At 71.4% G+C, this 13,805-nt stretch carries 2 protein-coding genes; both read left to right on the top strand.

What is annotated here, in order from left to right:
- Positions 1 to 486: 486 nt before the first annotated feature.
- Positions 487 to 1,347: an SGNH/GDSL hydrolase family protein gene (locus tag ABT070_RS36680; RefSeq protein WP_351767228.1), complete on the top strand. Its 861-nt coding sequence runs from the start codon at positions 487 to 489 to the stop codon at positions 1,345 to 1,347.
- A gap of 241 nt (positions 1,348 to 1,588) precedes the next feature.
- Positions 1,589 to 13,684, top strand: a complete 12,096-nt coding sequence (locus tag ABT070_RS36675; protein WP_351767227.1) for a non-ribosomal peptide synthetase/type I polyketide synthase — start codon at positions 1,589 to 1,591, stop codon at positions 13,682 to 13,684.
- Positions 13,685 to 13,805: the final 121 nt, after the last annotated feature.

Raw genomic sequence — 13,805 nt, 5'->3', positions numbered from 1 at the left:
CAGTCACAGCGGCCCGTCGTCGAAACGAGCCGATCGGCCGGGGGCATGATGCGCCCGCCGACCGGCGGCCGATCTTCAGTCTTCGCGGCGCCCCGACCGTGCGCCAGGCCAATCCCTGTTCAGAGACTGGTCATCACGGCCTCGCCATGTCGCATCGCGCCAGCCCCCAATTACATACAGAGCTAACTCGGTTGGCCTCTCCGTCATCCGGGCGAGATGCCGCGGACCGAGGTCGGCGGGGGTCGGTGAGATGTCTCAGCGGCGGCGGTCGTAGGCGCTGTGGAGCCGAGTCGCCTTCCGACGCGACGCCATGCCGGGTTGATCACTCATTGGACAGTGTCTGACCTGTCGGCGGTGCTCGTCCTGCGCAGACAATGCGTGCTGCGCAGGCGCTCGGGCCGCTTCGGCGTCCCCTGCAAGGACTCTTTCCGGGCCTGCCGCCAGTTCCCCGATCATGCTGTTACGGAAGGCACAATGCCCCGATTCATGCAATCTGCCGGTGTGGCGACCGCGCTTCTCACCGGCGCCCTGGTGCCGATGGGAGCGTCGGCCACCGCGGCGACACCCACCCTGGCGACCACTGCCGAGTACGTGGCGCTGGGGGACTCCTACGCCTCCGGCGCGGGCCTCAGCGAGCAGACGAACGCTGCCTGCGACCGCTCCCAGCGGGGCTACCCGGGTGTGGTGGCCGACTCCCTGAAGGCCTCCGCCTTCCGGAACGTCAGCTGCAGCGGTGCCACCACCGCGCAGATGACGCAGGCACAGGGCAGCAACCCGGCCCAGCTGAATGCCCTGAGCAGCACGACCACCCTGGTCACGCTATCCATCGGCGGCAACGACATCGGCTTCTCTAGCATCCTCACCACCTGTGTGATCTCGGCGAGTTCGAATCCGACCGGGGCGCCCTGCCGCACGTACTACCAGGCGAGCGGTACCGATCAGCTGGAGACGCGTATCGCGGCCACCAAGCCGAAGGTCGCCGCCGTCCTGGCAGCCATCAAACAGCGCAGCCCCAAGGCCAAGGTCGTGGTGGTCGGCTACCCCTCCATCGTCCCCGACGACGGAGCGAAGTGCCGTCCCTCGGTGCCCATCGCCGACCAGGACGTCCCCTATCTGCGAGACACCACCAAGAAGGTCAATACCATGCTCGCGGACACCGCCAAGGCGGCCAACGCCACCTACGCGAACACCTACACGCCCACGGTCGGACACGACATGTGCCGCTCGTCCGCCGCGCGCCTCATCGAGCCGCTGACGTCCAGCACGGGCGCGCCGGCCCACCCCAACGCGACGGGCCAGTTCGTCATGTCCCTGCCCGTCATCGAGCCGTTCATAAACAAGAACTGACCACAGTTCCGCGGTAGCGCCGGGGCCCTGTAGGCCCGACGTACCATGAACGGTTCGCGTAGGCCCCTGCGCCCAGCCCCCGAACCGGGGAACGGGCCAGGGGCCTACGTCTTCTTCATACTTGGAGCCCCGCAGCGCGCCGCCTCCGTCTCACCACGCGCACGCGGTTCGCTCACGCACCAACGACGCATCCGCACCCACCCTTCGCCAACGATTCGCCCACGCACGATCGAACGGACCCATGACTCCTCACACACTCCTGGACGTACTGCTGGACGCGGCCCGCCAGGCCCCCGGACAAGTCGTCGTCCACGTCCGCGGTGACGGCAGCGAGGTCGCCGTCACCTTCCGGCAGCTCCTTGAGGAGTCCCTGCGGGTCGCGGGCGGCCTCCGTGCCGCCGGGATCGCCCCGGGGACCTGTGTGCCGCTGCTCGCGGACCGCAGTGAGGACTTCCAGCCCATGTTCTGGGGTGCGCTGGTGGCCGGCCTGGTACCGGTGCCGCTCGCGCCCGACGCGAGACGGGTCGGCCCGGTTTGGGAACACCTCGGCCGCCCGCCCGTGATGGTGGACGCGGCCTGCGCGGAGGTGGCCGACGAACTGCCGAGCCCGGTCGAGGTGTTGCGGCTGGACTCGTTGCGTGAGTGCTGGACCCCGTTTCCACCCGCCGAGCCCGCCCCAGACGATCTGGCGTTCCTGCAGTTCTCGTCGGGCAGCACCGGCGCGCCCAAGGGCGTGGAGCTGACCCACGGCGCCGTGGTCGCCAACCTGCGGCAGATGATCGCCGTCTCGGCCCTCTCCGAGCAGGACGTCATGGTCAGCTGGATGCCCTACTTCCACGACATGGGCCTCATCGGCACCCACCTGGCACCGCTCGCCGCGCGGATGAAGCAGGTGAAGATCGGCCCGCTCTCGTTCGCGAAGAGCCCGCGCCTGTGGCTGGACGTGGCCGCCCGGCACCGGGCCACGGTCCTGTCGGCCGCCAACTTCGCGCTCGCGCTGACGGTCCGCCGCGTGTCCGACCAGGTGGTCGCCGGACTGGAGCTGAGTATGGTGCGCCTGATCCTGGTGGGTGCCGAACCGATCTCCGCGACCGTGTGGCGGGACTTCGCCGCCAAGATGAGCCCCGCCCGACTGGACCCGCGGGCCGCGACGCCCGTGTACGGGCTGGCCGAGGCGACGCTGGGCGTCACCTGCCCACCCATCGGTGAGGTGGCGGTCCCCGTCGCCCTGGAGCGGGCGGCTCTCAGCAGGGGTGTGGCGGTGGAACTTCACGCGGCGGACGGTGACGCCGTGGAAGTGATGGACGTGGGCCTGCCGGTGCCGGGCTGCTCGGTCCGGATCACCGACGACACCGGCCGGCCACTGGGTGACCGGCGAGCAGGGCACATCGAGGTACGCGGCCCTCAGCTCGCCCGCGGCTACCACCGGCTGCCGGAGGCGACAGCCCTGTCCTTCGCCGAGGACGGCTGGCTGCGGACCGGGGACCTGGGGTTCCTGCGGGACGGCCGGCTGTGCGTCACCGGCCGCCACAAGGATGTCCTCTTCCTCAACGGCCGTACCTTCCATGCCCCGGACATGGAGGAGGTCGCGAGCGCGAGTCCCGGGCTGCCGCCCGGCAGCCCGGCGGTGGTCGGTTCGACGGACCCGGTGACCGGCGGCGAGCGCGTGGTGGTCTTCGTGCCCTGGGCCCGACCGCCACGTGGTGCGGCGGAGGTCCTGGACGGGGTCGCGCGACGGGTCCGTACCGCATTGGGCCACGACGACGTACGTGTGCTCGCGCTGCCGCCGTCGGCCTTCCCGCGCACCACGAGCGGCAAGTTGCAACGGCAGCGGATGCGGGCCCGCTTCGAGGAGGGGGCGTACAGGCCCGCCGTGTCGTCCGGGATGCCCGCCTCTCCCGTACAAGGCGTTGCGCCGACCGATTCGGAGGAATCCTCGGAGGCACCGGGGACGTCGGCCGAGCCGGACGGACGACGGTCCGATGCACCCCGTTCGCGCAGCGATGTGCGGCAGGTCGTGCGCGGTGTCTGGGCCCGTGTGCTGGGGCTGCCCGAGGGCTCCTTCGGTGACGGGGACCGGTTCTCGGAGCTGGGCGGTACCTCGCTGAAGGCGATGGAGGCACTCGGCGAGCTGGAAGAGGCCCTGGAGGTCACGCTGGGCCCCGCCGTGCTGCGCAACGACACCGTCACCGCGCTCACCGATCACTTGCTGGCCACGGCGGAGGAGTCCACGGCACCGAGGAGGCCCGCCCCGGGCGGACAGACGTCACCGCCGTCACTGTCCGAGGTGGACGGCGTGCCGCCCTCGACGGCAGTCGTCGCGTTGGCCTGCCGTTTCCCCGGCGCGAGTACGCTGGAGGAGTTCTGGGAGCTGCTGACGGCCGGCCGTGACGTCGTCACCGAGGTGTCGGCGCACCGTTGGAACACCGCGCTGCCCGAGTCAGCGGCGGACGGACCACCGCCGGCCGACTCCCGCCGCCGCTGGGGTGCCTTCCTCGACGACCCGGCCGCCTTCGATGCCGGCCACTTCGGCATCGGCGACGAAGAGGCCCGCACGCTGGACCCGCAAGCGCGGATCTTCCTCGAGCTCGCCCACGAGGCCCTGGAGCGGGCCGGTTACGCCGGACCCCGCCGACGCGGCCTGCGGGTCGGTGTCTTCGCAGCCGTCGGGGACAGCGGCTACCGCCAGATCCTCACCGATGCCTCCCCCACCCTCCCCCCGTCCGCGACGACCCTGACGGGCAACCTCCCCAACCTGATCGCCGCCCGGGTCTCGCACTGCCTTGACCTGGACGGCCCGGCGCTCGCGGTAGACACCGCGTGCTCGTCGGGGCTGGTCGCGCTGCACCTGGCCCGGCGCAGCCTCGCGGACGGGGAGTGCGACATCGCCGTCGTCGGCGGAGTCAACCTGCACCTCACTCCCGACGGATACCAGGCTTTGGAGGCCGCGCAGGCCCTCTCCCCCACCGGACGAAGCCGCGCCTTCAGCACAGTCGCCGACGGGTTCGTACCCGGCGAGGGCGGAGCGGCCCTCGTCCTGCGACGCCTGCAAGACGCCCACCAGGACGGCGACGACGTACTCGCCGTCGTGCGCGGCACCGCGGTCAACAACGACGGCACCTCGCTGAGCCTGATGGCCCCCAACCCGCTACGCCAGCGTGAGGTGATCACTCGCGCGTACGAGGTCTGCGGCGTCGATCCGGCATCGGTGACGTATGTCGAGGCGCATGGGACGGGTACGGCCGTCGGTGACCCCATCGAGTTGCGGTCCCTGGCCCACGCCTTCCCCGCGCGCGAGGACGGCCGGCCACGGCTGCTGGGCTCGGTGAAGACGAACGTCGGGCATCTGCTGAACGCCGCCGCTCTGCCCTCACTGGTGAAGGTGGTGCTGGCGCTGCGGCACGGCCGGCTGCCCGCTTCCCTCCATCACACACCGCCCTCGCCCGCCGTCGAGCGCTCCGGCTTCGCGCTGGTCACCGAGGCGGTTGCTTGGCCCTCCACTGGCTCGTCCGTTCCGCTCAGGGCGGGCGTCAATGCCTTCGGATTCGGCGGCACCAACGCCCACGCCGTACTGGAACAGGCACCGCCGCCCACGGGGCGGGAATCGCGTGAGGGCAACGGCGGACCGCATCTGCTGACCCTGTCGGCGAACAGCGCGGCCGGGCTGGACGCCTGGGCGTCCCGTCTCCGCGACCATTTGCACGCGCACCCGGAGCTGGACGAGGGAGACGTGTGTCGGGCGGCGGCGACCGCCCGCGACGAGGGCCCGCACCGCCTCGCCGTCGTGGCCGACGGCAACCTGTGGGAACGCCTGGCTGCCGCCACCGCACCCGGTCCTGGTCCCGTCCCTGATCGACTGCCGGGTGTGGTCACCGGGACGGTGGTGAACCGGCCGCGGACCGTCTTCGTGTTCCCGGGACAGGGTTCGCTTCGACCGGGCCAAGACCGTGCGTTGTATACGACGGCGCCGGTGTACCGGGACACGCTCGACGAGGCGTCGGCCCACGTCGGCGCGGTGCACGGAAGGGAGTTGACGGCCTGGTGCGTCGATCCCAACGTGGACGCGCGGGCCCAGTCCGCGACTGAGGTGGCTCAGCCGCTGCTGGTGGCCCACGGGGTGGCGCTTGCGCGGCAGTTGATGGCCTGGGGCGTACGGCCGGACGCGCTCGTCGGGCACAGCGTCGGCGAACTGACGGCCGCCTGCGTCGGCGGGATGCTGTCGCTCGCGGACACGCTGACATTCGCGGCGGAACGTGGACGGCTCATGGGCACGTCGACCCCGCAGGGCGCGATGGTGGCGGTGCAGGGAGCCGACGAGAAGGACGTGGCCGCCCTGATCGCGGCGGCTCCCGACAAACTCGCGGTCGCCGCGTACAACGGACCGGGCAGGCTCGTGCTATCCGGCAACCCCGACGAGGTCGAGCGGGCGGCCCGGGACCTCTCCGCTCGAGGGGCGTCCGTACGCGCGCTGGAGGTGCCACGGGCCTTCCACTCGCCACTCATGGAGCCGATCGCTCACGAACTGGCCGACACGGCAGGTGAGTTGGAAGCCCTGGCAGGCACCCTTCCCGTGATGAGCACACTCACCGCCGAGTGGCAGCCGCGCATGGACCCGGACCACCTGCGCGAACACGCCCTGCGCCCCGTGCAGTTCGGGCGGGCCGTGACCCGGCTGCTCAACGAGGGCTACGACACGTTCGTAGAAGTGGGGTCACCGGAGAGCCTCGGCGGCCTCGTCCGGGCAGCCGCCGCCGCGCAGGAACCGGCGGACGGCACCGGCAGGGACGTCCTCGTGGTCTCCGCGCCTCGCGGCCCGGGGCGTTCCGGGACTTCACAGGACGATGTCCCGGGCGGGGCAAACGAGTTGCTGGAGACGGTGGCGCGCCTGTGGGCACGCGGCGCGAGACTGGACCGCGGAGAACCCGACGCAGGTCGGCGCCGAGTGGCCCTGCCGCCCTACCCGTACCAGCGACGCCACTACTGGGCTGACGCCACGGAGCCCGGGCTGCTGCACCACATCACCTGGCGGGCCTCACCCCTGCTGACGGACAGCTGTGGATCAGTGCTGATGACGGGCCCGGGCGCGACGGCCGCGCACGACCTCACGCGGCGACTCTCGGACCAGGGAGTGCAAACAACCGTGGGCACGACCGGTACGGGTCCGCAGACGGTGCTTCTGCTGGCCGGGCCCGCCACCCGTGGCACAGCCGCCGACATCGAGCGGCTCCAGCGTGCACTGGTCACAGCGTTCCACGAGGCCCTGACCCTGTTCGACCTCACCGAGGCCGACCGTCTGCTGGTCGTGACCGAGGACGTGCATACAACCGGGCACGGACGCGAACGCCCCGACCCGATGCAGGCGGTACTCGGGGGCCTGACCCTCGCCGTGCCATCGGAGTCTCCCGGTGCGGTGGCCACCTGGGTCGACCTCTCCTCACTCGACAACGCCGAGCAACGGCTTCAAGCCGTACTCGCCGAGGCGGCGGCACCCCAGGCGGCCGGAGCCGTCGCCTGGCGGGGCGGACAGCGGCTGGTACGGACAGTCGTACCCGCGGTGGCTGTCGCGCCGAAGACGGTAGACCTGCGCGGCGTTCCGGACCGGTTGCCCGCCGACGGCACCTTCCTCATCACGGGCGGCGGCGGGGGCCTCGGTTCGGCCCTGGCCCGGGAACTCGCCGGTCGTGGGCGGCCGGTGCTGTGGCTAACGGGCCGTTCCCCGCATCCACCAGCGGGCCTGCTGGAGGAACTCGCCGAACTCGGCGCCGACGCCCGCTACCACCGAGCCGACCTCACCTCACCAGGCGACGTCGAGGCACTGATCGCCCAACTGCCTACGCCGGACGCCGTCTTCCACGCGGCCGGAGTCGTACAACCCGGGAGCCTGCGCGGGACGAAGGTGCAGGAGACGATGGAGGCGCTGGGCGCGAAGACACTCGGCACCATGCTCCTGTCCGAGGCCCTCGTCCGACACGGCCACAACCCCCGGGTATGCGTGGCGTTCTCCTCCGTCTCCTCGGTACTGCCCGGACTGGCCGGGGCACTTGGCGCCTACGCGGCCGCCAACGCCTTCCTGGACTCGTTCGCCGGCGCCGAACGACAGGCGGGGCGGCCGTGGCTGTCGGTGAACTTCGGGCCGTTCGCCGAGACGGGCCTCGCCGCCGCGTTCGCCGCCGATGCCCTCACGTATGAGGGAGACCGGCCACTGGCCACCGCACCGGCCCTGGCCGCACTCCGGTCCGCGTGCGAAACCGACCTGGCCCAACTCGTCCTCGCCGACCGGACGGCGGTCCGGCCGAAGCGGGCCCGTACCCGACCACCGGCGCGAGGACCCCTGCCCGCGCCACGGTCCGCGTCAGGAGACGGTTCTACCGAGGCGAACGGGGAGCCCTCCGTGTCGGGCACCGCCGCGGTCCTCCGCGAACTGCTGGCACAATCATTGGGCATCCCGGCGTCCACCGTCGACGACGAGGCACCGTTCCTCTCGCTGGGGCTCGATTCGCTAGGCGCGGTCGACCTCGTCAAGCGACTCGAACGCAAGGTGGAAAGGTCCCTGCCTGCCACGCTCTTCTTCGAGTACCGGACCGTGCGGGAGCTGGCCATCCACCTGGACACCGAGCTCGACGCCGGGTCCCCACCGAAGGAGGCAGCGGAGGCCAAGACGGAATCGCGCGCGCCTGCCGCGGATGACACGCCCTTCACCCTGACTCCCGTACAACTGGCCCTCCACACCAGCAGCCGCCTGCACCCGGCCGTCCCGGCCCGCGGCCATCTACGGATGACGGTCCGCGGCCCCCTGGACACGCATGTGCTCGGTCAGGCGCTGGCAGGCCTGGCCGAACGGCACGGCATGCTGCGCCTGCGGATCGACGATTCTGGCACGGAGGCTGCGCAGCGCATCGCACCCGCCGCTCCACTCTCGACCTGGTACGAGGTCCGCGACTGCGGTCCCGAGCAGGTCACCGACCTCGAAACGACCCTCTGCAACCAGCCCTTCGACCTGACCACGGAACCGCCCGTACGAGCCCTGTTGCTCCGTCAGGAAGCGTGCGTCGCATACCTGTTGCTGGTGGTCCACCATGCGGCGGCGGACGGATACAGCCTGAACGTCTTGGCCGGGGAGCTGTGGTCCTCGTACACCGCGCTGTGGCGGGGAGAACACCCCCTCCCGGCGCCGGATGCACCGAGCTTCGCGGCGTACGTGGCGCTGACCGCCCGGTCCTCCGCCACCGCCGCGCCGGAAGCCGACCGCCGCTACTGGGCCGAGCGCCTGGCAAAACACGGGGCCGGGCGGATCGAAGCGCTGCGACTGCCCTACGACGGCGACCCCGAGGCACCTCCGTCGGGTCCCCTCGTGCACCACCACGGCTCCCTCGACGCGACCCTCACCACCGACCTGGAACGGCTGGCCGCCGCACACGACGTGTCCCTGTTCCATCTGCTGCTCGCCGCGTATGTGCGCTGCCTGTCCCGGTGGTCGGGGCGGCGGGACATCGCGGTCAACGTGGCCCGGGCCCGGCGCGAAGAGCGCTTCGCCGGGGTGGACCGGCTCGTCGGCCCGCTCGCCGACACCCTCCCGCTGCTGTGCGACACGCTTCCCGACGAACCGCTTGTCGCGCTGGCACAACGGCTGCGCCGCAGCTGGCTGGAGAGCGAACAGCACGCGGGGCTGAGCAGCCTGGACCTGGCCGCTCTCCTGCCAGGCGGAGGCGGAGGTCCCCGCACCGCGAGCCCAGCGGGCTTCAGCTTCGCCCGTTTCCCCTCACACCTGGCCGCCGACTGCCCGGTCGAGGTACGGGCCGACGCGGCCGGCACCGGCACGGCAGCGACCCGGCTGAGCCTGCTGTGCTGGGCGGACGGTTCGACACTGCGCATGTCGTGGAACTTCCCGCTGCCGCTGTTCGAACCGCAGACGGTGGCGCGTCTGGACAGGGAGTACCGCGACGAACTGAGCGCTCTGTGTACGCCGTTCCCGGAGCCCGCCGCTCCCGCGGCCCCCGCGTATTGTCACAAGCCCGACGCCGCGCACGATGTGGTCGGTGTGGTCGGCCGACTGCTCCGGCAGTTGCGTGCCACACCCGACGCGACCGCCGTGGAAGCCGACGGGACGACACTCACCTACGCGGCACTCGACCGCGCCTCCCACCTGCTGGCGACACGGCTGCGCGCCGAAGGCGTGCGTGCGGGCGGGCTGGTCGGGCTGCTCACCGAGCCCGGCCCGGACACCCTCATCGGCCTGGTCGGCATCCTGCGCGCCGGCGCCGGCTGGGTCCCGCTGGACCCGACGTATCCGCCCGCCCGGCTGGCGGACCAGCTGAAGCGTGTAAAGGCCTCCACCGTGGTGTGCCACGCCCCGACCCTGAACACCGCGGGACTGCTCGACGGGGTACGCGCGATACGCGGCGACGTCCTTCCGGACAGGGAGACGACCGGACAGACACGCGTCCCCGTCCCCACACCCGACGCCATCGCGTACGTCATCTTCACCTCGGGTTCCACCGGCCGGCCCAAGGCGGTCCCGATCACGTACCGGGCGATGGAGAACTACCTCGACTGGGCCATCGGGACCTTCAGCTACGACGCCGATGACCGCCTAGCGCAGACCGCTTCGCCGTGCTTCGACGCCTCGGTACGTCAACTGCTCGCGCCCCTGCTGGTCGGCGGCACCGTGGTGACCGTACCGCGGGAGCTGCTGCGGGATCCCGAGCTGCTGCTGGCGTACGCGGAACGGGCTCGGATCACCGTGTGGAGTTCCGTGCCGACCCTGTGGGAGCAGGTGCTGTCGGCCGCCGAGGAGCGCGTACGACGGGGCGCTGGACGCCCGGACCTGTCGGCGCTGCGCTGGGTGCACGTGGGCGGTGAAGCCCTGCCCGCCGCGCACGTACGCCGGTGGTTCGACCTGTTCGGCGACGGACGACACATAGACGGACAGCGCATCGCCAACCTGTACGGCCCCACCGAGACGACCATCAACGCCACCTGCCACATCATCACGACACGTCCGGCCGACGAGGTACAGACCCTGCCGATCGGCCGACCCGTGACCGGTACCGACCTGGCGGTGGTCGGCGCCGACAGCACGCCCTGCCGCCCGGAGGAGCCAGGTGAATTGCTGATCGCGGGGGTCGGTCTGACACCCGGCTACCTGGGCCAACCCGAGCTGACCGCGCGGGCGTTCACCGTGCGGGACGGCCACCGCTGGTACCGCAGCGGCGACCGGGTCCGGCTCCGCGCGGACGGTGTCCTGGAGTTCCTCGGACGCATCGACGACCAGGTGAAGATCCGCGGCAACCGGGTGGAGACGGGAGAGGTCGAGGCAGCCCTCCAGACCCATCCTGGGATCGCGCAGGCTTCGGTGGTCGCGCGGGAGGGGCGACTGCTGGCGTTCGTGACGGCCCGGTCCGGCGCCGCGCAGCCCGAACCGCCCCAGCTTCGCCGCCACTTGGCCGGTCTTCTGCCGCCGTACATGATTCCGGCGCGGATCACGGTGCTGGACCGGCTGCCCCTCAGCGCCACTGGAAAGGTGGACCGGCGTGCACTCACCGGACTGCCCGCCGACACGGCAGTCTTCACCATTGGGACCACGCCCCCGAGCACTCCGAGTGATCCGAGCAATCCGAGTACGCCAAACACTCCGACCGAGCAGCAACTTGCCCTCATCTGGCGTGAGTTGCTCGCCCTCGACTCCGTCTCCCGGGAGGACGACTTCTTCGACCTGGGCGGCGACTCGCTCCTCGTCCTCCAGGTGTTCGCCCGGCTCGCCGAGACCAAGGCGCCGCTGCCCCGACCCACAGTGATCTACGACAACCGCACGCTCGCGAAGCTGGCCGCCGCGGTGGACGCGACCGCCACGCAACGGCACCCCGCGCCAGCCGAGCCCATGACGACGGCCGACCATGCGACACCCTTCCCCGTCACACCGGCCCAGCGCGGTTTCCTCCTCGCGGAAGCCCTCGCACCGGGAGGCGGCGGTTCCTGGCCCGCGCGGCTGCGGCTGTCCGGCCCACTGGATCCGGAGGCCTTCCAGGCAGCGGTGGACCTGCTGGTCGAACGCCACGGCATGCTGCGAACCGTCTTCCCCGCCGGCGCCCGACCCCCTGTCCAACAGGAACTCCCGCCCTCCCTGCGCCTACCGGTCACCTTCGAGACACTCACCGACCCGACCGAGATCGACGAACACGCGGCAGCCGAGGCGCAACGGCGCTTCGAACTATGGGCCTGGCCACTGCTACGGCTCCGGGTCCTCACCCTCGGAGAACGCGAGCACATCCTCCTCGTCCACGCACACCACCTCATCGGCGACGGCTACAGCGCCGCACTCCTCGTACAGGAACTGACGACGGTCTACGACCGGCTGGCCGCAGGCCACGGCGCCGCCCACCTGCCCACGCCGCGCGCCACCTTCCGGGACTACGCGCTGCTCCCCGCCGAGGCGGAGCCCGACTCGACACCCGGTACGGCGGAGCGCCGGGCCCGGCTCGACGCCCCCTACCGGCAGCCCGTGCTGCGCGCCGCCGACAGGGAGGATGGCGCGGGATTCATGTCGGCGGGGTTCGTGCTCGGCGCCGGTCGGACGGCAGCGCTGCGGGCGCTCGCGGCGAAGGCGGGGGCCACCCTCTACGCGCCGCTACTGACCGCGTATCACCAGCAGTTGGCGCAGCTCGCGGGGCAGTCGGATCTGATCGTCGGCCTGGCGGTCAGCGGCCGTGACCGCCCGCTGCCCGACGTCCACCGGATCTTCGGCCCCTTCGCCACGGCCGTACCCGTACGGCCGGCGATCGCTCAGGTCGGCGAACAGGCGGAGGACTTCGGTGCCGCCCTACGGCGAATCGTGGCCGAGGTCGAGGAGGCACGCAGGTTCGAGGACATCGTGCCCCGCAACGGCGACGGACTCCCGCTGACCTCACAGTTCTTCTTCACCTTCCTCGACTTCTCCGTGTTGGCGTCTCCGCACGGGCAGTCGCTGACCGTGTCGTGGGACGACGGGGACAGCGCGTTCGCGCCACCGTCGTCGGCGACGGACGTATTCTTGGCCGTGCGGCCGGAGGGCACCGAACTGCGCGTGACGGTACGAGGGTCCGCCGCGGCCTTCTCCCCGTCCGCGCTGGAGGACTTCGCGCGGGCGCTCCGGGAACGACTCACAGAGGCCGTGCACCCACACGCCGTGATCCCGCATGGCGCGAGCCGCCCGTCAGGCCTCCGCGCAACGCGGGAAACGATGGACGCCGCCCTGGTCGGCTACCTGCCCGCCCCCGCCCACCTGGCCCGACTGGCAGGCCTGCCCGAGGACGCCTTGCCACGGGACGACCTGCGCCGGATGCTGTTCCCCGAAGGCGCACCCCGCCTGCTGGAGACCGTCCGCACACCCCTCGGCAGGTCGGGCTTCGTCTCCGTACCCCTGTTCTCCGACGAACTCGGCAGCGACCGCGAACTCGTCGCACACACTGGCCGCGCGGTGTCGCTCGCCTCCTCGCTCGGAGCCCAGTGCGTCTCACTGGCCGGCATGATCCCGTCGCTGACCGGTTACGGCTTCGACGTCCTGCGGTCCACGCCCATCGAGGGAACGGCGACCGTGACGACCGGACATGCAGCCACCGTCGTCTCCGTCGTCCGCACGGTGCACGCCGCGCTCGACGCCACAGGGCAGGACCTTGCGGACCTCGACGTCGCGTTCGTCGGACTGGGGTCGATCGGTGCCTCCTCCCTGGAGTTGCTGCTCTCCCGGGCGGCCCGGCCGCCCCGGCGACTGCTGCTTTGCGATGTACCCGGCAGCGGACCCCGGCTGCGGCAGTTGGCACAACAACTGAAGGAGCGCGGCCGGGCCGGTGAGGTGAAGGTGCTGGAATCCCGGCCCGCACTGCCCGACGCGGTGTACGCGGCCGATCTGCTGGTGACCGCGGTGAGCAGCCCCGTCACACTCCTGGATGTCGACCAGCTGACACCCGGAACCATCGTGGTCGACGACTCATTCCCCCACTGCTTCGACACCAACCGGGCACTGGCCCGGATGAGGGAGCACCGGGACATACTCGTCCTGGGCGGCGGACTCCTGCACCTCGGCGACCTCAGCCGGGAGACCGCCGAGGGGCTGCCGGCTGCGGCAGCCGCCGGATACCTGGCACAACCATGGCTGAAGGGAACCCTAGCCTCCTGCCGGGTGGAATCCCTCCTGCACGCGGCAGACCCCCAACTACCGCCAGTGCAAGGCCTGGTGGACGAAACGACCGCCCACGCCTACTGGGAGGCTGCTGAACGTGCGGGGGTGACAGCGGGCCCCCTGCACCTACTGGGCCACACCGTCGAACCGGACCCTCTGGCAGGCGCACGTACAACTACCTGACGCAACAGGTGACGGTGCGGAACCGACGACTACGCTCCGCACCGTCCCGCACATGCCTCTTCACGCACATGTCTCTGGACTCGCACCGAGGGTCACCATACGCACCGCGGGTCCGGTCCCC

It is taken from the genome of Streptomyces sp. NPDC002884 (assembly GCF_040295245.1).
Lineage (GTDB): Bacteria > Actinomycetota > Actinomycetes > Streptomycetales > Streptomycetaceae > Streptomyces.
The sequence above is the reverse complement of the archived record's forward strand: the minus strand, read 5'-3'. Positions and strand labels throughout refer to the sequence as shown.